Annotated in this window: 21 protein-coding genes; 16 read left to right on the top strand and 5 right to left on the bottom strand. The window is 62.9% G+C overall.

The genetic code is table 11. From position 1 onward, the window contains the following. Nucleotides 1-5: 5 nt before the first annotated feature. From mshA to CJ178_RS11710, 6 genes are all read left to right on the top strand, one after another. Nucleotides 6-1,364: a D-inositol-3-phosphate glycosyltransferase gene (gene mshA, locus CJ178_RS11735; protein WP_179300742.1), complete on the top strand. Its 1,359-nt coding sequence runs from the start codon at nt 6-8 to the stop codon at nt 1,362-1,364. Then, nucleotides 1,361-1,894 (top strand): YbjN domain-containing protein, encoded by a 534-nt coding sequence (locus CJ178_RS11730; RefSeq protein WP_095886741.1) that lies wholly within the window; start codon nt 1,361-1,363, stop codon nt 1,892-1,894. Before mshA ends, CJ178_RS11730 begins: the two co-directional genes overlap by 4 nt. A 134-nt stretch (nt 1,895-2,028) precedes the next feature. After that, complete coding sequence (locus tag CJ178_RS11725; protein WP_095886740.1) at nt 2,029-3,630, top strand: AMP-binding protein; 1,602 nt, start codon at nt 2,029-2,031, stop codon at nt 3,628-3,630. A gap of 46 nt (nt 3,631-3,676) precedes the next feature. Beyond that, nucleotides 3,677-4,432 carry a phosphoglyceromutase gene (locus CJ178_RS11720; RefSeq protein WP_172936322.1) on the top strand — a complete coding sequence of 252 codons (756 nt, stop codon included), beginning with the start codon at nt 3,677-3,679 and terminating at the stop codon, nt 4,430-4,432. Between the two features lie 162 nt (nt 4,433-4,594). After that, entirely contained in the window at nt 4,595-5,830 is a 1,236-nt protein-coding gene (locus CJ178_RS11715) for a sensor histidine kinase (RefSeq protein ID WP_092802151.1), read from the top strand. Then, complete coding sequence (locus CJ178_RS11710; protein ID WP_033235505.1) at nt 5,827-6,516, top strand: response regulator transcription factor; 690 nt, start codon at nt 5,827-5,829, stop codon at nt 6,514-6,516. Before CJ178_RS11715 ends, CJ178_RS11710 begins: the two co-directional genes overlap by 4 nt. Nucleotides 6,517-6,574: 58 nt before the next feature. Here CJ178_RS11710 and CJ178_RS11705 read toward each other — a convergent pair whose 3' ends face one another. Continuing rightward, nucleotides 6,575-7,360 carry a hypothetical protein gene (locus tag CJ178_RS11705; RefSeq protein WP_033235504.1) on the bottom strand — a complete coding sequence of 262 codons (786 nt, stop codon included), beginning with the start codon at nt 7,358-7,360 and terminating at the stop codon, nt 6,575-6,577. A 66-nt stretch (nt 7,361-7,426) separates the two neighbouring features. On the opposite strand from CJ178_RS11705, the gene CJ178_RS11700 reads away from it, so the two are divergent. The 3 genes from CJ178_RS11700 to CJ178_RS11690 are packed head-to-tail and all read left to right on the top strand — an operon-like array spanning nt 7,427 to nt 10,309. Continuing rightward, nucleotides 7,427-8,377, top strand: a complete 951-nt coding sequence (locus CJ178_RS11700) for a Ppx/GppA phosphatase family protein (protein ID WP_033235503.1) — start codon at nt 7,427-7,429, stop codon at nt 8,375-8,377. Next, nucleotides 8,377-9,471 (top strand): hypothetical protein, encoded by a 1,095-nt coding sequence (locus tag CJ178_RS11695; protein ID WP_095886739.1) that lies wholly within the window; start codon nt 8,377-8,379, stop codon nt 9,469-9,471. The genes CJ178_RS11700 and CJ178_RS11695 overlap by 1 nt, the downstream gene beginning before the upstream one ends. Before the next feature lie 7 nt (nt 9,472-9,478). Continuing rightward, nucleotides 9,479-10,309 (top strand): sugar phosphate isomerase/epimerase family protein, encoded by an 831-nt coding sequence (locus tag CJ178_RS11690; RefSeq protein WP_033235501.1) that lies wholly within the window; start codon nt 9,479-9,481, stop codon nt 10,307-10,309. Between the two features lie 31 nt (nt 10,310-10,340). Here CJ178_RS11690 and CJ178_RS11685 read toward each other — a convergent pair whose 3' ends face one another. The 4 genes from CJ178_RS11685 to CJ178_RS11670 all read right to left on the bottom strand — a co-directional run bounded on the left by CJ178_RS11685 (nt 10,341) and on the right by CJ178_RS11670 (nt 16,329). Then, the gene (locus CJ178_RS11685; protein ID WP_095886738.1) at nt 10,341-11,774 is read right to left on the bottom strand and encodes an HAD-IB family hydrolase; all 1,434 of its coding nucleotides are present in this window, start codon (nt 11,772-11,774) and stop codon (nt 10,341-10,343) included. Continuing rightward, on the bottom strand, nt 11,771-14,083 hold the full coding sequence (locus CJ178_RS11680; RefSeq protein ID WP_095886737.1) for a glycerol-3-phosphate 1-O-acyltransferase: 2,313 nt from the start codon (nt 14,081-14,083) through the stop codon (nt 11,771-11,773). The genes CJ178_RS11685 and CJ178_RS11680 overlap by 4 nt, the downstream gene beginning before the upstream one ends. A 3-nt stretch (nt 14,084-14,086) precedes the next feature. Then, complete coding sequence (locus CJ178_RS11675; protein ID WP_033235498.1) at nt 14,087-15,553, bottom strand: wax ester/triacylglycerol synthase domain-containing protein; 1,467 nt, start codon at nt 15,551-15,553, stop codon at nt 14,087-14,089. A gap of 128 nt (nt 15,554-15,681) precedes the next feature. Beyond that, nucleotides 15,682-16,329, bottom strand: a complete 648-nt coding sequence (locus CJ178_RS11670; RefSeq protein ID WP_045063862.1) for a TetR/AcrR family transcriptional regulator — start codon at nt 16,327-16,329, stop codon at nt 15,682-15,684. Between the two features lie 135 nt (nt 16,330-16,464). On the opposite strand from CJ178_RS11670, the gene CJ178_RS11665 reads away from it, so the two are divergent. The 7 genes from CJ178_RS11665 (at nt 16,465) to CJ178_RS11635 (ending at nt 21,938) form a co-directional block, all read left to right on the top strand. Beyond that, entirely contained in the window at nt 16,465-17,109 is a 645-nt protein-coding gene (locus CJ178_RS11665) for a MerR family transcriptional regulator (protein ID WP_033235497.1), read from the top strand. Further along, nucleotides 17,109-17,954 (top strand): thioesterase family protein, encoded by an 846-nt coding sequence (locus CJ178_RS11660; protein ID WP_095886736.1) that lies wholly within the window; start codon nt 17,109-17,111, stop codon nt 17,952-17,954. Before CJ178_RS11665 ends, CJ178_RS11660 begins: the two co-directional genes overlap by 1 nt. A 34-nt stretch (nt 17,955-17,988) precedes the next feature. Further along, nucleotides 17,989-18,804, top strand: coding sequence for a pyrroline-5-carboxylate reductase (proC, locus tag CJ178_RS11655; protein WP_033235495.1), 816 nt, complete (start codon nt 17,989-17,991; stop codon nt 18,802-18,804). Between the two features lie 127 nt (nt 18,805-18,931). Then, on the top strand, nt 18,932-19,168 hold the full coding sequence (locus tag CJ178_RS11650) for a helix-turn-helix domain-containing protein (protein WP_003941845.1): 237 nt from the start codon (nt 18,932-18,934) through the stop codon (nt 19,166-19,168). Between the two features lie 244 nt (nt 19,169-19,412). Then, nucleotides 19,413-19,514: a 30S ribosomal protein bS22 gene (locus CJ178_RS11645; protein ID WP_003402602.1), complete on the top strand. Its 102-nt coding sequence runs from the start codon at nt 19,413-19,415 to the stop codon at nt 19,512-19,514. Between the two features lie 310 nt (nt 19,515-19,824). Then, nucleotides 19,825-20,916 (top strand): NAD-dependent epimerase/dehydratase family protein, encoded by a 1,092-nt coding sequence (locus CJ178_RS11640; protein ID WP_045066581.1) that lies wholly within the window; start codon nt 19,825-19,827, stop codon nt 20,914-20,916. After that, complete coding sequence (locus CJ178_RS11635; RefSeq protein ID WP_095886735.1) at nt 20,913-21,938, top strand: lysophospholipid acyltransferase family protein; 1,026 nt, start codon at nt 20,913-20,915, stop codon at nt 21,936-21,938. Before CJ178_RS11640 ends, CJ178_RS11635 begins: the two co-directional genes overlap by 4 nt. Nucleotides 21,939-21,997: the final 59 nt, after the last annotated feature.

Raw genomic sequence — 21,997 nt, 5'->3', positions numbered from 1 at the left:
GCCCGGTGAGGGGGCACTATGGAGTCGTGACACCCACGCACACTTCGCGCCCTCGCCGGGTGGCCGTACTGTCGGTCCACACCTCGCCCTTGGCGCAACCAGGCACCGGTGATGCAGGTGGGATGAACGTCTACGTCCTGCAATCCGCGATTCAGTTGGCTAAACGTGGTGTCGAGGTGGAGATTTTCACCCGCGCGACGTCATCGGCAGACTCTCCCGTCGTCGAAGCCGCACCGGGGGTTCGGGTGCGCAACGTCGCCGCCGGTCCGTTCGAGGGCCTCGACAAGGCAGATCTCCCGACGCAACTCTGCGCGTTTGTTGCCGGAGTCCTGCGAGAGGAAGCGCGTCGTGAACCGGGCTATTACAGCCTGATTCACTCGCACTACTGGCTGTCCGGGCAGGTCGGCTGGTTGGCTCGGGACCGCTGGGGCGTTCCGCTCGTCCACACCGCGCACACTCTTGCCGCCGTCAAGAACCTGTCGATGGCAGAGGGGGACACGCCCGAACCCGCCGCTCGGCAGATCGGTGAGCAACAGGTTGTGGCCGAGTCCGATCGGCTTGTTGCCAACACCACCGACGAAGCCAAAGCTCTCCACGAGTTGTACGGGGCCGACCCGACGCGCATCGACGTCGTCGCGCCTGGCGCGGATCTGACGCTCTATCGTCCGGGCGATCGTGATCGGGCCAGGGCGTCGTTCGGCCTGAATCCCAACGAAGTGATCGTGACGTTTGTCGGTCGCATTCAACCCCTCAAGGCGCCGGACGTCCTGCTGCGTGCCGCTGCGGAAGTCATCAGCCGCAACCCCGGATTGCCGCTACGCATCTTGGTCGTCGGTGGTCCCTCCGGCACCGGGTTGGCTCAGCCGGACGTCTTGATCGAACTGGCGCGCACCCTCGGCATCACAGCGCAGGTGACCTTCCTGCCGCCGCAAGCGCCGACGCGCCTGGCCGATGTGTATCGGGCGTCGGATCTTGTTGCGGTACCGAGCTATTCGGAATCATTCGGCCTGGTGGCCATCGAGGCTCAAGCCTGTGGGACTCCCGTGATCGCCGCTGACGTCGGTGGGCTGGGTGTTGCCGTTCGCAACGGTGAGACGGGCCTACTTGTGCAGGGGCACAAGACGCAGGATTGGGCAGGCGCTCTCGAAGCGCTGGTCACCGAACCCGCGCGTCTGCAAACTCTTGCCGAGCGCGCTCCCCGTCACGCGGAGAACTTCTCGTGGGAACACACCGCGGACGGACTCCTCGAGAGCTACCGCAAAGCCGCCGTCAACTACAACAACGGAACCGGTCCCAGCGACTTCTCGCCCCGCCGCGCGCGGGGACTGTGGCGTCTGCGGCGGACCGGAGGAGTGCGTACATGAGCAGTGTTTCCGACATCATCGAGCAGGCCCTCACCGAGCGTGAACTCGAATTCACGAAGCGCGACGGCACCCATTTCATCGTCGAACTTCCCGGTGAGCACAAACTCAAGACGTCGACTTTGCTGACCGTCGGGAACCACGGTGTGCGGGTCGAAGCTTTTGTGTGCCGCAAGGTCGACGAGAACTTCGAGGGTGTCTACAAGTTCCTGCTCAAGCGGAACCGTCGCCTGTACGGGGTGGCGTACACGCTCGACAAGGTCGGGGACATCTACCTCGTCGGCAAGATCTCCGAACATGCGGTGACCGGTGACGAACTCGATCGGGTTCTCGGCCAGGTCCTCGAGGCTGCGGACGGCGATTTCAACGTCATCCTCGAACTCGGATTCTTCTCGTCCATCAAGCGTGAATGGGCGTGGCGTGTCTCGCGTGGGGAGTCGCTGGCGAACCTGCAACCGTTCAGGCATCTGATCGAAGAAGCGGACGCAGAGAACGCGGATGCCGAAGAATTGGACACTGCCGCCGAGAAGTGATGCGTGAGACATATCGGTGATGTGTCCCGTAGGGTGTTCTTTACTTTGTGACTACCATCACGGAATAATGCTGTTTCCGTAAGTCACAGTAAATTGTTCGTCGCCTTGCCGCGCAACCTTCACGAGGAGCACCGTTGAGCTTCAAGAGTCCGTTCCCCGACGTCGACATCCCCAACGTCAGCGTCTACGACTTCCTGTTCGGAAACATCGAACCCGCTGATCTCGACAAGACCGCGTTTGTCGAGGGCGCTTCGGGCACCGTCACCACGTACGCCTCGCTGATCGCGCAGATCAACGGCGTCGCTGGAGCCCTCGCCGCGCGCGGACTCGCTGTGGGGGACGTCGTCGCTCTGCATTCACCGAACGTCCCGGCGTTCGGATCCGTCTTCCACGGCATCTTGCGTGCCGGTGGCGTTGCGACCACCATCAACGCTCTCTACACCGCCGAGGACATCGCCAAGCAACTCACCGACTCGAAGGCCACGTTCCTCTTCACGGTCTCGCCGCTGCTTCCGCAAGCCAAGGCGGCGGCCGACGAGGTCGGCATCCCCGCCGAGAACGTGATCGTCCTCGACGGCGCCGAAGGCCACCTCTCGCTGCGCGATCTGCTCGGTGAAGGTGCGACGCCGCCCGAGGTTTCCTTCGATCCGGCCACCCAACTCGCGGTGCTGCCGTACTCGTCAGGCACTACCGGTCGACCCAAGGGGGTCATGCTCACCCATCGCAACCTGGTCGCGAATGTCTGCCAGATCATGCCGCGGATGGGCATCGGCTCCGACGACAAGATTCTCGCAGTCCTGCCGTTCTTCCACATCTACGGCATGACGGTGCTGCTCAACGCCGCGCTCTTCGCCCGCGCGAGCCTGATCACGATGCCGAAGTTCGATCTCGTCGAATTCCTGCGGATCGTCGCCGAGCAGAAATCGACGTACATCTTCGTCGCGCCGCCCGTCGCGGTCGCGTTGGCGAAGCATCCACTGGTCGACCAGTACGACCTGTCGAGTGTGCACACGATTTTCTCCGGCGCCGCCCCGCTCGATGCCGCCCTCGGCAAGGCCGTCGCCGATCGCCTGAACTGCCGGGTCCGTCAGGGCTACGGCATGTCCGAGATGAGCCCGGTCAGCCATGCAATTCCGTTCGACCGGGACGACATGCCGCTCGACTCGTGCGGCCCGACCATCGCGAACATGGAATGCAAGCTCGTCGATCCGGGCACCGGTGAAGAGGTTGCATACCCGGCGGCCGGTTCCGGTGAGGTCAGTGCGCCAGGTGAGCTGTGGTGCAAGGGCCCGAACATCATGGCCGGGTACCTCGGGAACGAGCAGGCAACCAAAGACACCCTCGACGCCGACGGTTACCTGCGTACCGGCGACATTGCGACCGTCGACGACGAAGGTGTCGTCACCATCGTCGACCGTCTCAAGGAACTGATCAAGTACAAGGGCTACCAGGTTCCGCCGGCCGAACTCGAAGCGTTGCTGCTCACCCACCCACAGATCGCCGACGCTGCCGTCATCGGAGTGCTCGACGAGGAGGGCGAGGAAGTGCCGAAGGCGTTTGTCGTCCTGCAGGACGGTGCCGCGTTGTCCGAGGCCGACGTCATCGCTTTTGTCGCCGAGCGCGTCTCACCGCACAAGAAGGTTCGCAAGGTCGCCTTCATCAGCACGGTCCCCAAGTCCGCGGCCGGAAAGATTCTCCGCAAGGATCTGCGCACCGCAGAAGCAGCGCAAAGCTGATTTCGCGGCAGGGTTGATCAAGACGTGTTCCGGTACTCATGCCAGGATGAACGGCATGAGTATCGGAACACTGGTCCTGCTTCGCCACGGCGAGAGCGAATGGAATGCACTCAATCTGTTCACCGGCTGGGTGGACGTACACCTGACCGACAAGGGCATGGCCGAAGGCAAGCGCGCCGGCGAACTGCTCGCCGAGCACGGCCTGCTGCCCGATGTCCTCTACACCTCGCTGCTTCGCCGCGCGATCAGCACAGCCAACCTCGCACTCGATGCGGCCGATCGCCACTGGATCCCCGTCGTCCGCGACTGGCGCCTCAACGAGCGCCATTACGGCGCCCTGCAGGGCAAGAACAAGGCTCAGACCAAAGAGGAGTACGGCAACGATCAGTTCATGCTGTGGCGTCGTAGCTACGACACGCCGCCGCCGGCCATCGAAGCGGGCAGCGAATACAGCCAGGACACCGATCCGCGTTACGCAAACCTCGACGAGGTGCCGCTGACCGAGTGCCTGCTCGACGTCGTCAAGCGGTTGATCCCGTACTGGGAAGACACGATCTCCCAGGAACTGCTCGCAGGTAAGAACGTTCTGGTCACCGCTCACGGCAATTCGCTGCGCGCCTTGGTCAAGCACCTCGACGGTATTTCCGACGAGGACATCGCCGGTCTCAACATCCCGACGGGCATTCCGCTGCGTTACGACCTCGACGAGAACCTGCAGCCGCTCAACCCGGGCGGCACCTACCTCGATCCCGAGGCGGCTGCCGCAGGCGCTGCCGCAGTGGCGAATCAGGGCGCGAAGTAGCGCCATCATGATGACTTCCGAAGCCCCTCGAACTGACTGTTCGGGGGGCTTCGGCGAACAACAGATGAACGGCGCGCCAACGCCGCCCACCGGGCGGATGACGTGGGCGGAAATGCTCGAACCCGCCGTAACCCACTCGACGCGCGAACGTACGATTGCGCCGTGAGTGTCGCAACTGCAGTGCTGCTGATCGTGGTTGGCGGCTTGATCGGATACCTCGTCGGAGGTGTGCTGATTCCGAGGCTGAGCTCACGGCACCGGGAACGTGCTGCAGAACAGACCGGGTTGACAATGTCGCAGGTCCTGGACCTGATCGTGCTGGCGTCCGAGAGCGGTATCGCCGTTGTCGACGGCTATCACGACGTGGTGCTGTTCAATCCCCGCGCGGAAGAGTTGGGGCTTGTCAAGAATCGCCGCGTCGACGAGCGGGCGTGGCAGGCAGCCCTGAAGGTGCTCGAGACCGGGCAACCCGTCGAAGTGGATCTGACGGCCACAACCGTCCAACGCGGACGCGACAAGATCGCGGTTCGCGGGGTGGCGCGTCTGCTCAGCAAGGACGAGCGCAATTTCGTGGTCTTGTTCGCGGACGACGATTCCGAGCAGGTTCGCATGGAGGCGACGAGACGCGACTTCGTTGCGAACGTCAGTCACGAACTCAAAACCCCGGTCGGAGCGATGAGTTTGCTGGCAGAAGCACTGCTGGAATCCGCCGACGATCCGGAGTCGGTGCGGCACTTCGGCGAACGAGTGCACAGCGAGTCGATTCGCCTCGGCAAGATGGTGACGGAACTGATCGCGCTTTCACGATTGCAAGGAGCCGAGAAACTTCCCGACCTCGATGTCGTGGACGTGGATACCGTTGTCTCCGAAGCGTTGTCGAGGTCGAGGTTGTCGGCCGAGGCGGCCGAGATCACCGTCACCACCGATCATCCGAGTGGACTCGAAGTTCTCGGCGATCAGACGTTGCTCGTTACCGCACTGTCCAATCTCATCGAGAATGCGATTGCATACTCGCCCAAGGGTTCTCCGGTGTCGGTCAGTCGCTCGATGCGCGGTGGCAACGTCGCCATCGCCGTGACCGATCGCGGCGAGGGAATCGCAAAAGCCGACCAGGAACGCGTATTCGAGCGATTCTTCCGGGTCGACAAAGCACGATCGCGCCAGACCGGAGGCACCGGACTGGGGCTCGCGATCGTCAAGCATGTAGCGGCCAATCACAACGGCTCCATCGACGTATGGAGCAAACCAGGAACCGGGTCCACCTTCACCTTGCAGATACCAGCGCATGTGGAGGAGACCGACGACCTCGACGACGGCGACGCGGGAACACTCGGTTCCGGGCGAAGCGGTAGACGAGACTCAGGCAGTAAAGACACAGGCATGGAGGCCAAACGATGACGAGGGTGCTGATCGTGGAGGACGAGGAGTCGTTGGCGGATCCGCTGGCGTTCCTGCTCCGCAAGGAAGGGTTCGAGACCACCATCGTCAACGACGGCCCGTCGGCCTTGGCGGAATTCGATCGTTCCGGCGCAGACATCGTGCTGCTGGACCTCATGCTTCCCGGTATGAGCGGTACCGACGTGTGCAAGGCGCTGCGCACTCGTTCCGGTGTGCCCGTCATCATGGTGACGGCCCGCGACAGCGAGATCGACAAGGTTGTCGGCCTCGAACTCGGTGCGGACGACTACGTGACCAAGCCGTATTCGGCCCGCGAACTCATTGCCCGTATCCGGGCCGTGCTGCGCCGCGGCGTCGAGAACGAGGCAGACCTGGGTTCGGAAAACGGTGTCCTCGAAGCCGGACCGGTCCGGATGGACGTCGAACGCCACGTCGTCCAGGTGGGTGGGAATCCGATCACGTTGCCGCTCAAGGAGTTCGATCTCCTCGAGTACCTGCTCCGCAATTCCGGACGCGTGCTCACCCGCGGCCAGTTGATCGATCGTGTGTGGGGAGCGGACTACGTCGGCGACACCAAAACCCTTGACGTGCACGTGAAGCGGCTGCGTTCCAAGATCGAAGCGGACCCGGCCAAGCCGGAGCATCTCGTGACCGTACGTGGTCTGGGATACAAGCTCGAAGCCTGAAAGAACGACGAAAAAGTTCAGCCGCCCCACACGTCGTGTGGGGCGGCTGAAGTTGTTTTTACGCCTGAGCTTTGTTCTGAGCGATCGTGGTTGCCGGGTGGACTGCGATAAGGCCGAGCCCGGCCCGGCGCCTGCAGAGGCGAGCCAGCTCGTCGTAAACGGCCTTCCCGAGTAACTCGGTCAACTCCGGGGCGTACGACTGCCACACCTGCTTCTGGCCGACATGAGCGTCGGGCGAGCCCGAGCAGTACCAGGACAGGTCGTCGCCGCCCTCGCCCCAGCCGCGGCGGTCGTACTCGGTGATCGTGGTCTTGAGGATCTGAACCCCGTCCGGGCGGTCCACCCAGTCCTGGGTACGACGGATCGGAAGCTGCCAGCACACGTCCGGCTTCACCTCGAGCGGCTCGATGCCCTTCTTGAGCGCCATCGAGTGAAGCGCGCACCCCTGGCCGCCCGCAAAACCCGGCCGATTCAGGAAAATGCACGCGCCCTTGTAGCGGCGGGTGCGCAGCGCCGGCTCGTCCTCGAGGTCGTCTTCCTCGACGTAGCCCTTCTTGCCGAGACCCTTCTCCATGAACTGCCAGTCCTCGGCTGTGAGCAGTTTCACTGACGCATCGAGCTTGTCCTGATCCTCCTGATCGGAGAGAAACGCGCCGTGCGAGCAACATCCGTCGTCGGGACGATCGCCGAGAATTCCCTGGCATGCCGGAGTACCGAACACGCAGGTCCAGTGCGAGAGCAGCCACGTCATATCGGCGGCAATGAGGTGTTCGGAGTTGTCGGGGTCGACAAATTCGACCCACTCGCGCGGGAAATCGAGGTCGACCTCGGGGCTTGGAGTCATCTTGTGGGACCGGTCTGGGTTACCTGCTGTCACAAGGGCAGACCGTAGACCCAGTAACGTGGCGATGTGCGACTAGGGGTACTCGACGTCGGAAGCAACACCGTTCATCTACTGGTAGTGGACGCCCACCGTGGCGGCCACCCAACACCCATGAGCTCCACCAAGGCGACTTTGCGGCTGGCGGAAAACACCGACGACCGGGGCGACATCACCGTCGTCGGGGCTGATCGGCTGGTCTCCACGGTCGGGGAATTCGCCGGTATCGCCAAAATGTCCGGATGTGAGGAAATGATGGCGTTTGCCACCTCCGCCGTGCGTGACGCCAACAATTCCGAAGCCGTGCTCGCCCGGGTGCGCGCCGAGACGGGCGTAGGGCTCGAGGTGCTCTCCGGTGTCGACGAAGCCCGATTGACTTTCCTTGCGGTCCGCCGTTGGTACGGCTGGAGCGCCGGACGCATCCTGAACCTCGATATCGGTGGAGGTTCGCTCGAGCTCACCGCAGGCGGCGACGAGGATCCGGACGTCGCGTTCTCACTCCAGCTCGGCGCAGGCCGGCTCACCCGGGACTGGCTCCACGCCGACCCGCCCGGCAAGCGCCGCGTCGCCGTGCTTCGCGACTGGTTGGACGCAGAACTGCTCGGACCAGCCAAGGAACTCCGCAGCGCCGGTGACTGGGACCGGACCGTCGGCACCTCGAAGACCTTCCGCTCCTTGGCCAGGCTCACCGGCGCGGCACCGTCCGCAGCCGGGCCGCGTGCCAAACGGACCCTGACCGCCAGCGGACTCAGGCAACTCATAGCCTTCATATCCAGGATGACGGCGTCAGACCGTGCAGAATTGGAAGGAGTGAGTGCAGATCGGTCACAGCAGATTGTGGCCGGCGCACTCATCGCAGAAGCAACCATGCGAGCGCTCGGAGTGGACGAACTCGAAATTTGTCCGTGGGCATTGCGCGAGGGTCTGATTCTGCGGAAGCTCGACACAGAAATGGGCGGTGAATTGGTGGTGAGTGCTTGATGACCGAGGACAGTCAGCAGATTTCCGTAGCGGAACTGCTCAAGCGGAACGGTCAGACGGTCGAGTCCCGCGGTGGGCGTCGTCGTCGGGGCGTGGCCGGAGGTATCTCCGTAGCTGAACTCACCGGCGAAATTCCGATCGTTCGGCCTGCCGGTTCACGTTCGGCAGCCGAATCGGACGCACCCCCGGCACCGCCTGAAACCAAGCCTGCCGAGACCGAGATCGTCGAGACCAAGACCGTCGAGACCAAGACCGTCGAGACCAAGCCTGAGTCCACTCAGGCTCCGGTGACCGAGTTCACGCAGTCGGTCGAGAACGACGATTCGGACGACACCAAGATCGACCTTCACAAGCCGATCTCCAAGAGCGCGCCGGGGCAGTGGGTCAGCCGCGCACCCGTCGAGCCGAAGAAGGCTGCGCCTCTCCCGCCGACCCAGGCTGTGCCGGTTGTGTCGACCCAGGCTGTGCCGGTTGTGTCTCAGCAGGACGTGCCCGAGACCACGACCAGGAAGCCGGTGCCGGCTGGGCCACCGAAGGTGACGCAGGAGCCTGCTCTGCTGTCCGGTCAGACGTTGGCAGGTGACCTGATGCGGCAAGAACGCGAGGTTTCCCAGAATCCGTCGATGCGCTCGCCGATCCTGCCTCCGCGAGTCGCGCCAAGCCCGGCTGACGCTGATGTCAGCACCGAGATGATGGCCTCGATCAGCGACGAACCGGCCGAGAATGCCGGTTCGACGGAACCAGCCGCCGCAGCGCCGGAGCCCTCGCCTGCTTCCGTGGAAGAGGTTGCACCGACCGAGCCTGCCACTGCAGAAGACACCGGCGATCGGAACTCGATCCGTGAATGGGCGATCCTGGCAGGACAGGTTGTTGTTGCGCTCATCATCGGCGGCGCGATGTTCAAGGGTTTCGAGAAGCTCTGGGACATGCTGCCGTGGGTGGCGCTGGTACTTGCCCTGATCGTTATCGTCGGTCTGGTGGCGGTTGTTCGAGTTCTGCGGAAAACGGACGACATCACGAGTTTTGTGATTGCGGTCGTTGTCGGCATGATCGTGACCTTGGGTCCGCTGGCGTTCTTGTTGACCTCGGGTTGATCCGACGATGATCGCTGTGGGCTTGTCGACGGCCTCGGTTTATCCCGAGAACACCGAAGCCGCGTTCCGCTACGCGGCCGATTTGGGATACGACGGCATCGAATTGATGGTGTGGGCCGAGTCGGTCAGCCAGGACGTCGGTGGCGTTGCGGCGTTGGTGCGCAAATACGGAATTCCGGTGCAGGCAGTTCATGCGCCGTGTCTGCTGATTTCGCAGCGTGTGTGGGGAGCCGATCCGATCGAGAAGCTCGAGCGGTCCGTCCGCACTGCGGAGACGTTGGGCGCCACCACTGTGGTTGTGCACCCGCCGTTTCGGTGGCAACGCAAATATGCCGACGGATTTGCGGATCAGGTCGTCGACCTCGAATCGCGAAGCAGCGTCGTCGTAGCTGTCGAGAATATGTTCCCCATGCGTGCCGACAGCTTTTTCGGCGGCAAGGACCGCTCGGCCGAGCGACTGCGTAAGCGCGGCGGTCCCGGTGCGGCGTTGTCGGCGTTCAGTCCGTCGTACGATCCCACCGATTCCGATCATTCCCACTACACACTCGACTTGTCGCACACCGCAACTGCCGGCATGGACGCGTTCGAACTGGCTGCGAGAATGGGCAAGGGACTCCAGCATCTGCACCTCGCGGACGGGCGAGGCGCGTCGATGGACGAGCACCTGATTCCCGGCCACGGATCACAACCCTGTGCCGAGATATGCCGACACCTGGCCGCAACAGGTTTCACCGGCCAGGCCGTCCTCGAGATCAATACCCAGAATGCTCGCACGCGGCGGGAAAGATCCTCGATGCTGGCGCAGGCACTCGCGTTTGCACGCGAGCACCTGGCCTGAATCTTTGGTGGTTGTCAGCGATGTCCGATATTCAGCGATGCCCGGCAGTGAGCGCTGCGTCGAACTGTGAGCGCACTTCCTCGATGTGAGAATCGAGGTCGTCGAGTTGCCATCCTGTAGTGGAGATGGGGTCGAGAACCGAAACGTAGACCGGGCCCGGATGGGCGACAAGGGAATTACGCCACATGCGTTCACCGGCATTGTGGATCACAACCGGCACGATGGGAACTCCCGCTTGCATGGCCAGGTGGAACGCGCCCTTCTTGAATGCCCCGAGTTTTGGTGTGGCGGAACGTGTTCCCTCGGGCGCGATGACTATCGAGACGCCGTTTTTCAGCTTGTCGACGGCCGGTTGCAATGCCGCCTTGGCCTTGGCGGTGTTGGATCGATCGATGTACGCGACGTCCAACAGGGCGCCGATCGGAATGAAGCGAGGATCGTTTGCCGCTTCCTTCTTCGCCACTCCGGTCACGTCGCGTTTGATGACGGTGCCCAGTACCAGCAGGTCCAGCGAGCTTTGATGATTGAACATGAAGACGGCTGGGCGGTGATCCCATATATTGTGCTCACCGTCGATTTCGACGTCGATGCCCAACAGTGACAGGGAGATATCCGGGCCGTATGTGCCCACGAGGTTGGCTCCCAGTTGCCGGTTGCCGGTGACCAAACCGGCCGAGAAGCCCACCACAGCAGTGGCAGCTAATGCGCCCATCGCGGTGGCGGTGCGCACCGTCGAGAGGGGAGTTGCTCCGCGTTGTGGTTTACGCAGCGTGACGGAGGGCCAGCCCTTGCGCCTCGCGACACTCGCCAGGGTGCGATCCGGATTCAAGGCGACGGGGCGGCCGACGGATTCGAGCATCGGAACATCTTCGGCACCATTGGAATACGCAAAGGCATTCCGCAGATCGACGCCGCGCTTCTCGGCGTAGGCCGCGAGTGCGTCGGCCTTCGCGGGACCCCATAGTGCCGGCGCCGACAGGTCGCCGGTGAGCATGCCGTCGATCACTTCGATTTCCGTGCACAGCACGTCTTCGATGTCGAGATCCGCGGCAACCCCTCGGGCCTGGAACGGCGTGGCCGATGTGGCCATCACAACGGTGTGACCGGCCTTTCGATGCGCCGCGAGAATCTCGCGAGCGTCGGGGTAGATCATCGCGGCGATTTCCTGCCTGAACAGCCGCTCGCCCCAGTCGTTCAGTTCTTCCTCGGTGCGGCCGGTAAGCGCGCGGACTGCGATGTCCATGAGCGCGCCGACGTCGGCACCGCGAAACTGGGTGTCGATGGCGGCGCCGGTGGTCCGCAGCAGTTCGCCGAGGCTGATATCGAAGCGCCGCAGTCGATCACGGTAGACAACGCTGGCGGAGTACCCGCTGATGAGGGTGCCGTCCAGGTCGAACGCGGCAATGGTGTCGGGTCCGGCTGGGGCCGCTTTGATCGCGGCGTGCAGACGCTCGAGTCCGGTCACGGTCCTGCTTCCTCGTGAGGGGTGGGATTGGGAGTGGCTGCGGCGCCATAGGATCTGGTTGCCGCGTCGAGGCGGGAGTGGGCGAGTTCGCGGATCCGCCGCAACCGGTCGACCAGAACCCGCAGTTCCTCGGCGAAGGCAATCCGACGCGCGGTGACCCCGTCGTCCACGGCTTCCACGAGATTGCGATTGCGGGCCAAATTGAGTGCGGTGGCAAACAATTCGCCGGATACCGATTCGCTGCTGGCGATCTGCTGGCGCAACCGACGCTCGTGGGCCACGTCGATGCAGTTGCGGGTGAACGACTTTTCGTCGAAGGACTTCGACACCGGCGCGAGGACCAATTGGTCGGCCACCACCTGGTACGCCTCGAGGAACGGTTGCAGTACACGGTGGGCTAGGTAAGGGCGAACGCCCTCGATGATGTGCGCGGTGCGGTTCGGGTCGGCGGTGACCGAGCTCCAACTGGGGTCGATCAGGTCCAGTTCGGTACGCATCTCTTCTTCGAAGGTGTCCCGGTCGCTGAAGAAGAACTCGAACTTCATCAGGTCCCGAATGCGTTTGGCCTCGTTCCAGCCGTCGAGGATCGGGTCGGTGAACTGCTCGTCTACCGCCGCTTGTAGGACCAGTTCTGCGATTGCCCGGGCGACGAGGAAATGAATGGTGTTGTTGCGGTAGAACGCCGCAACAAGACCCTGATCCTTGCCCAGGTAGAAGACCTTTTCGCCGCCCTTGTCGAAATGCATCAGCACGCCCGACTCGACATGCGTCTGCAGTGCCTTGTCGATGACGTGCGGATCGTCGAGTTCCACATCGCCGGCGAGCGGTAGTTTGCGCGCCGTGATGTATTGGAACAGGGGCGTGAGGATGAGGGTGAGTTCAGTGACGGTGAGCGCGCGATCCTCGATTCCGAGGAAGGGGAGCATCGCGAGAGAGGACACCGTAATCGGCGTCACCTCGTTGATGCGGTGGCACACTTCGATCGCCGCCTTCTGAATGGCCAGGCGCTGGTCGGGTTCTTGCCGGAGTGCTTCGGCAAAGGAAAGTGGCCGCCCGATCGTGACGTGTGCGACGCCGTTCCTCTTGCCTTGCGCCCGAACGTATCCGAACATCCAGCGCAGGCCTTCAGGCTTCTTCTCGGCGCCGAGGGCCTCGGCGGCCATGGCACCGACTTCGTAGAGTTGGTCGTAGCTCAGCGCCACCGGCACCAGGTAGACGTCGGAGGCGCCGCTGACGTGAAAAGCCTTGGCCAGATACGTCATCAACCCGAAACGCGGCGGACGAAGTTTGCCGGTGCGTCCACGACCGCCTTCGATGTACCACTCGAGATTGAATCGTTTGGTGAGCAGGTACCGCATGTACTCGTGCATCGACCACTTGTAGACCTCGTCGTCGCCGATGCTACGACGGATGAAGACGGTGCCACTGCGCTTGAGGATGGACCCCATTGGCCAGAAACTGATGTTGAGTCCGCCCATCACGTGATTGAGCGGAAGGCCGTTGTTGATCAGTGCGGGGCGGAGCACCAGCGGATCGAGATACGAGCGGTGGCTGGGAAGGAAGACAAGTGAATGTTCCTTGTTGAGCTCCCGCAGTTCGTCGAATCGGCTGGTGTCGACATCGATCGTGTACGCGCGAGCGAAGTAGCGTCCCAAACGATCCCACACCGCGATTGCCTGGCGGCTCTGGGTGGCAACCATTTCCTCGAGTGCTTCGCGCGCACGCCGGTCCACTTCGGCAACGGCGATGCCGAGACGGTCGGAGAGGGCCATGGTCTCGGTGGTGAAGCGCCGGGTGTCGGTGATTTCGTCGACGACAAATCGCGACACCTTGTACTGCCCGCCGATCAATTCGAGTTCTGCTCGCTCGAGGGAGAGGGCAGCCTGACGGCGGATGAACTCGGGCAAAGATCCGCCGCCGCTTTCGTCGAGGCGGCGTGACAGGTCGCTGAGCGGGGCGGGCTGGCCCTCGATGACCTGGCACCGGTCGGGGTCGGTACGCAGTGTGCGGCGCTGCGCGCTCCGGCCGGGGTGCAACGGATCTCGCGGGGCGAGCGCATTGCGAACGCGCCCTGCTACGTTCTGTTCGGTTCGGTTGCTGGGTAGCCACACCACTCGCAACGGAGCGAGCATCGGGTCGTCGGTTCGGCGGGACAGTTCGCCGAGCGTGCGATCGGTGATCGCGACGGTAGTCGACGGCTGCGCTGTGCCGCGAGCTTTGTCGGCCAACCACTTTCGCAGCACGCCTGCTTCGGCCTCGGTCATCGGCTCGGTCAGGTATACATTCTGTCGGGTCACGTCTGCGGTCATGACTCACGCACCTTCCGCAGCGGTTCCGAGGGCCACGATCTCATCGAGGCTGTCTTGGATGCACTGCATGAGTAATGCAGGTTTGGTGACGGCTGCGGTGTCGATATTGATTCCGATGCAGCAGATTCCGACGTGCGAGACCAGCGTTGCCATCACGGCGCAGCCAGGGGCGGGACCGAACGGGAACATCCGCTCGATCTTCGCGCCGGCAAGATAGACCGGGACGGGAACGCCCGCAACGTTGCTCGCTTGCAGATCGAGTCCGGTGGACTGGGACAGGTACCAGCTCGCGAGGAGCTGATTTGGCAGGCGCGCGAGGACGGGCGCAGCCAGGTCGACGGCGTCGAGTGCCGGCTCTTCGCGAAGGTTCAGAACGATTTCGCGGACCTGCCGGATTCGTTTGGCCGGGTCCGTCTCCGAGATCGGGCCGCTGAAGCGAACGGCGGCAAATCTGTTGCCGCCGGACGGATCCGAACCGGTGCGCATGCTGACCGGCATCCCCATGGGAACACTGTCGACCGATTGACCGAACGCGTCGTGATAGCGACGGAATCCGCCGAGTAGAGCTGCGACGTACGCGTCGTTGAGTGAGCCGCCGGCCGCTTTTGCGCCCGCTTTGAGTTCGGGCACACCAACTTCCAAGGTTCCGAACCAGCGACCGAGACCGCGTTCACGTAGGAGTGGAGAACCGGAACTGGCGGGCGGAGTGACAATTCGGCGCAGCGAGTTGGCGTAGTCCAGGACCTCGGTGGTTGTGGTGATCGGTTGTGTGATCGCGGTGGCCGCGATGTTGGTGACGCCGCGCAGGAGTCGTGCCACTCGCGACGGCGCCCGACGGATCTCGCCGATAACTTCTTCGCCGAAAGCACCGATCGAGGACAGATGCTCTGCCGGCGGCGGGGTGCGATCGGGCTTGTCCGGCGTGGGATCGGCGCGCCTGCTGTGCAGGAGCGTCATCATCTGGATTCCGCCCATGCCGTCCGTGATGGAGTGGTGGGTTTTGACGACAAAAACCGCGCGGCCGTCGTCCAGTCCCTCGATGAGCAGTGCGCTCCACGGCGGGCGAGCCTTGTCGAACGGTTCGGTGGCGAGGTGGCGGCACATACGCAGTGCGTGATCGAAATCGGCAGGCGCGGGTAGACGGACGCGTCGCAAGTGGTACCCGATGTCGAATTCGGGATCTACCGACCAGACCGGGTTACCCAGGTTCAGGGTGGGTTCGACAGCGCGCATCCGGATGCGGGGTACGACGTGCGACGCCCATTCGACAGCCCCGCGAAGACGATCCCAATCGGGCGCCTGGTCGAGGACTTCTACCGCGACGATCGGCGAGCGCAATTGTGGTTGCGCTTCTTCCATCCGCCACATCCCGGTCTCGAAATCGGACATCGTCCGGTTCGCGCCCCACGCGACCGCAGAGAGGTCGACGTCGACCGCACTAGGAGGAACAAATGGATTGTTGTCGGCCATACTTCAAGAACTCCCTCGGTCTTCGGGTCCACCCCGTCGTTCTGTATCTAAGTGTGGACCCGAGACCGTCGGCGCGTCCCGGTTTCGGTGGCAGTGAACAGATGTGACGTTCGACTGGACCGGTCAAATCAGACAGTGGCGACGGCGCCCACTGCGTTGAGTGCGATTTCTCGATAGAAGACACTGACTTCGTGCGGTGTCTGCGGACCGTCCGGCCGGAACCAGAGCGCCACCGATTGGCACATACCCAGCATGGCGCGCCCGGTGCCGGCGATGTCGGTGACGGTGAACTCGCCCTGTTCGACACCGGCGCTCAGGACGTCGGCCAGAAGGTTCTCGAGATGCTTTCGCTTGGCCGCATAGGCTTTTCGCTCTGTGTCTTCGAGGTAGCGCAGTTCGGAATCGAGGAAAGCGATGTCCGTTCGGCTGGTCATGTGCAATACAACGGCCTCGACAAGGTTTCCGAATTGTCGGGTAGGGGAGGGTCCGGCAGCGTCGACCGCTTCGCGTGCCCGGACGGTGACCGCTTCGATGCCGGTCATCATCAAGGCGACAAGAATGCCCTGCTTGTTTTCGTGGTGGTAGTACAGCGTCGGAACGGTGACGCCGGCGCGTTTGGCGATATCGCGGACGGAGGCGCCGTGGTACCCGAATTCGTGGAAGGTGGCCAGGGCTGCTGTGAGGAGCGGCGTCAGTGTCAGTGGTTCGACGGTGCGCCACCCTTCGTCCTGGGGCAGTGCAGCGTCCTGGGGCGGTGCAGAAGGTTTTCTTGCCATTGTGCCTGTGAGCTCCGCTCGACAATCGTTTCTTAGTGTTCGCTAGAACGTCCGAGGATAGTCCACGCAGGGGTGGGATCACGGGCGCATTTCGGTTGGATAGTATTGGTATCTAGTGAGGGGGCGAGGAGCGCGATGAAGATTTCCGAACTGTCGGCCAGATCCGGCGTGGCACTGCCCACTGTGAAGTACTACCTGCGTGAGGGTCTGCTGATGGCGGGCGAACCCACCAGTGCGACCGGCGCACAGTACGGCGACGATCACATTCGTCGCCTCGGGCTGATCAGAGCGCTCTCCGGGGCGGGCCTCTCCATTCCGCGCATACGTGCGATTCTCGATCTCGTCTCGGCGACGGACCTCTCCGAATTCGAGCGGATCGGACGCGCCATCGCCCAGCTGCCACCCCACGTCGACAACGATCCGGTGCACGAATTTCCGCGGGCGCAGAAGGTGCTGGAGTTTCTCGGGCAGGTGTACGACCCGCGGTACGTCGCCGTCGCTCATCTGGAACAAGCGCTGATCGGTCTCGAAGGAGCAGGTCTGACGTTGAGCGAGGAACGACTGCGGGCTTACGGAGAACACATTCGAGGAATTGCCGAAGTGGAAATCGATCTGATGCCGCTCGGTTCGACGGAAGAGGCAGTTCGGTACGCGGTCCTCGGGACCGCGATGTACGAACCGGTCCTGACAGCACTACGACGCTTGGCGCACCAAGACCTAGGATCCGCAAAGTTCACGTCACCTGCGGAGCACACGACAAACCGGATGAAGGAAAATTGATGAGCACCAGCCCTTTTCGTGATCTGAACCGACTGGAATCGCTCGGTGGCGGCCGTTTCCGCGCAACGATCGACCCGATCTGGACCATCGGACCCAAGGTTCACGGCGGGTCGATGATGGCAGTGTGCGCGGCGGCTGCGAGAGCGGCGTTGCGCGACGGCGCTTCCGACAACGACGGTGTGCGTGCGATGCAACCTATCGCCGTGAGCGCGAATTACCTTGCCGCACCCGATCCGGGTGACGTGGAATTGGCAGTGACAGTGCAGAAGCAGGGGCGCCAGGTGTCGCTGGTGGACGTCGAGTTGAGTCAGGCGGGAAGGGTTGCCGTCCGCGCCGCGGTCACACTCGGCATTCCCGACGGCGACGTGCCTGCCTTCGTGAGCACCTCGTCGATCGACGACATGCCTGCGGAACCGTCGGAGCACGCCGCCGCGGTAGAGGGTGATCATCCGATGGCGCAGATCGTGCATGTCGGTCAAGGTTGCGACATGCGGATCGACACGACGTCCGCGCACTTTCTCACCGGCGCTCAGGGGGAGCCGGAGGTGCGGATGTGGGTGCGCGCTCGGTCCGATGACGAAGCGGATGTCGACACCGCGGTGTTGTTCGCGATCATGGCGGGAGACATCAGCGCTCCGGTCACGATGAACCGTGGACTGTTCGGCTGGGCGCCGACCGTGCAGTTGACGACGTACCTGCGCAGGCTGCCTGCACCGGGCTGGCTGCGGGTTCGGGCGAGTTCGGATGTGTTGGGCAGCACGTGGTTCGAAGAGGATCACGACATTCTCGATTCCACCGGGGCCGTGGTGGTGCAGAGTAGGCAGTTGGCCATGATGCCCCGGTAATTCCCCTCGATGTCGTCGTGGCAGGCTTGACGGCATGACAAGAATTGCGATTATCGGTGGCGGCAAGATCGGCGAGGCGCTGATCTCCGGGTTGCTGCACGCAGGCCATGCGATCAAGGATCTGGTTGTTGCCGAGCAGTATCAGCCGCGCGTGGAGGAACTGATTGCCGAGTACTCCATCCGCGTCACCACGATCGAGGACGCGGCCGACGGTGCTGACGTTATCGTGATCGCCGTCAAGCCGAACGACGTCGAGGCAGCTCTGACAGCGCTGTCGAAGGTGGATCTCGACGGTGATCTCGAGCAGTTGATCGTCTCGCTCGCCGCCGGTATCCCCATCGGGTTCTACGAAACGCGGCTTCCTGCAGGGTTCCCGGTGATTCGGGTCATGCCGAATACACCGATGCTGGTCGGCGAAGGCGTCAGCGTTCTGGCGCCGGGCCGACACGTCAAGCCGGAGCACCTGGAATTGGTGCGCGGAATTCTGGGCAGCGTCGGCAAGGTCGTCACGGTGCCCGAATCGCAGATCGATGCTGTCACGGCCGTATCCGGTTCTGGTCCGGCATACATGTTCCTGGTGGCCGAAGCGATGATCGATGCCGGTGTCAGTCTCGGTCTCACTCGTGCAGTGGCGTCTGAATTGGTTGTTCAGACGATGGTCGGTTCGGCCGCGATGCTCGATCGCACCGGAGACAGCGCCGGCGATCTTCGGGCTGCCGTGACCTCGCCAGGTGGCACGACAGCCGCAGCGCTTCGCGAACTCGAGGCAGGCGGTCTTCGAACCGCGTTCTACAACGCTCTCGAGGCCGCTAAGACGCGTTCAGTCGCAATGGGTGCCGCTGTCGAATAGTCGCCCATTACGCCACACCCGTCGCTTTAACCCCACAAGTACAGCTAAGCTCGGGGTTAGTACGTACGTGTCTGTTCCGCCGGAGGGGAAGCCGGCGGCGCGAGTCGTACTGGAGGTATGTGGATTTATGGTGTCTGCAAACAAGCCGTCCATGGGTTCGTCCCACGACGGGAAGCCGGCCGTGGCCGGAACACAATTCCTCACGGTTGCCGAGGTGGCAACGTTGATGAGGGTGTCGAAGATGACTGTGTACCGTTTGGTACACAGCGGCGAATTGCCCGCTGTTCGAGTGGGACGTTCGTTCCGTGTACATGCGAAAGCGGTGCACGATTATCTCGAAACCTCGTACTTCGACGCAGGCTGACCAGCCGATTCGGAGAGGACGAGCTCGGCGTAAGCCCTGTCGCGGGCACAGCAGAAGCTGTGCCGGAGGCTCGGTTTATGTCGAGTGAGTCCGCACCGGTACGATAATCAACTGTCGTACCAGCAAGCTGGTGTCGTAAGGCGCTGAGCTAGTTAAAACGAGGGCCAGGCGCCAGTTGCTTGGCGCAGGCGTACGTGACCGGCGTGCGCAGGAACGCTATAGAAGAACGTGAGGGACACCCGCTATGGGTTCAGTGATCAAGAAGCGTCGCAAGCGCATGTCCAAGAAGAAGCACCGCAAGTTGCTTCGTCGTACCCGAGTGCAGCGCAGGAAACTCGGTAAATAAGCAGTACTGTGCACTAAGCGTCGATGCCCGCCACTTCTTCGGAAGCGGCGGGCATCGTTGTCTGTTCGGGGCCTGTTCGGGGGGGTTATGGACACGCCGTCCCACTCCGTGGGAGATATGTCTTGAATGAGTGTGATGCGGGTAAACAGCGCGAGACCCCGACTGGCCGTATGGTGGGGGAAACTTGTCACAAAAGTGATTCGGGAACGATCGTTCGTCCTGGATAGGGGGGTACTTGGTGGTAGTTCGTGACACAGCAGCCGACGAAAAATCAGCAGGCGACACGAAATCGGACAATGTAGTTCCCCGCGTGGTTCTCGTGACCGGCACAAGCCGATTTCTGGGCGGTTACCTGGTAACCCGACTGGCGCAGAATCCGGCAATCGAGCGAGTGATCGCCGTTGACTCCGTGAGCCCGAGCAAAGACATGTTGCGCCGAATGGGCCGTGCCGAATTCGTGCGCGCCGATATCCGCAACCCCCTCATCGGCAAGGTCATCCGAGGCGCCGAAGTTGATACCGTCGTACACGCGTCGACCCTGCAGAAGGCCCCCAAATCAGGTTCACGCGCAGCGATGAAGGACATGAACGTCATCGGCGCAATGCAGTTGTTCGCTGTGTGCCAGAAGGCCCCTACCGTTCGCAAAGTCGTTCTCCGCTCCGCGTCGGTTGTGTACGGGTGCAGTGCCAAAGATCCCGCCCAGTTCACGGAAGAGATGAGTGCGCGTCGGCGCCCGCCCGGAGGCTACGCCAGGGACACCCTCGAAATCGAGGGGTATCTCCGAGGCATGGGACGTCGCCGGCCCGACATCGACGTGGCAATTCTGAGACTTGCTCCGCTGATCGGCCCCCAACTCACCGCAACGGTCGGGCACTACATCAGTGCACCGGTGGTTCCCACCATTGCCGGACGTAACGCACGTCTGCAGTTGCTGCACGCCGAGGACGCGCTTGCCGCGCTCGAATGCGCCACCGTTACCCCGGTGGCGGGAACATACAACATCGCAGCAGACGGGGTTGTGATGATGTCGCAGGCCATCAGGCGAGCCGGACGCATCGAAGTTCCGATGCCGCTGGCGCTGTTCCGCAGCGTCGGCAACGCCTTGGTGGGTTCGTCCATGCGGTTGTACACCGACGAACAACTCGAGTACTTCCGGTTCGGGTGCGGTCTGGACACCACACGAATGCGCAGCGAGATGGGATTCGAGCCGAGGTGGACGACGATGCAGGCGCTCGACGACTTCGTCCGGGCCATGCAGACGCGGCGGATCATCGGGTCCGAGTGGATCGACCGGGCGGAGAAAACGTTGACCGCGATAGTCGGCGGCAACGGAGCCGTGGCGTCACCGAGCGCCGACGTGATGTCGATGACGACCCCGGACCGAGGTGTGGTGGAGCGATGAGTGACGTGGCAAAGGTAATTCCGTTGCGGCCGCACCCAACCCGAAGCGAAGCAAGCTCACGTGAATCGGTAACCGGCGCGCAACGATTGGTGCGAGAGCAGAGCGAGCGCCGGCATCCTTCGAGTGGGGCGTTGCCACCCAAGACTCCGAACGACGGGTCGTTTGTCGACACCGTCCGCTCGGGACTGGTCGATCAGATCGCGTCGACGGCGGAGTTCCTACGGCGCCGGATGGCCGGTGACTACGAGGTCGACGAGTTCGGGTTCGATCCGCACTTCGCGGACCACATCGTCATGCCTATGCTGCGGCCACTGTTCGAGAAGTGGTTTCGTGTCGAGGTCAGCGGAATCGAGAACATCCCCCTTACCGGCGGCGCTCTGGTGGTCGCGAATCATGCCGGCGTGATTCCGATCGACGGGTTGATGACGTCCGTTGCCGTACACGATCACCATCCGGCGCACCGGCCACTGCGAATGTTGGCTGCGGACATGGCATTCGAGATGCCGCTGGTCGGCGGACTTGCGCGCAAAGCGGGGCACACACTGGCCTGCAACCCGGACGCCGAGCGACTTCTGCGTGAGGGTGAAGTGGCGGCGGTCTTCCCCGAAGGGTTCAAGGGAATCGGAAAACCGTTCAGTGAGCGCTACAAGTTGCAGAGGTTCGGGCGCGGCGGATTCGTTTCGGCCGCAATGCGTACCGGAGTTCCGATCATCCCGTGCTCGATAGTCGGCTCGGAAGAGATCTACCCGAAAATCGGCGACTTGACGACGCTGTCGCGGTTGTTGGGTCTTCCGTATTTCCCGGTCACTCCGTTGTTTCCGCATCTGGGACCGCTCGGGCTGGTTCCGCTGCCGTCGAAATGGCACATCGAATTCGGGACGCCGATCGTCACGGACACGTACGACGCAGGTGCAGAAGAGGATCCGATGGTTCTCTTCGAAGTGACCGACCACGTGCGCGAGACCATCCAGCAGACGCTCTACCGACTGCTGGCCAAGCGCCGCAACATTTTCCTGGGCTGAACTGAAAGCGGGGCTGAACTGAAAGTCCGGATCGGATTCGATCCGGACTTTCGATTCCG

The sequence above is a fragment of the Rhodococcus sp. ACPA4 genome, from assembly GCF_002300185.1.
Taxonomy (GTDB): domain Bacteria; phylum Actinomycetota; class Actinomycetes; order Mycobacteriales; family Mycobacteriaceae; genus Rhodococcus_F; species Rhodococcus_F globerula.
The sequence above is the reverse complement of the archived record's forward strand: the minus strand, read 5'-3'. Positions and strand labels throughout refer to the sequence as shown.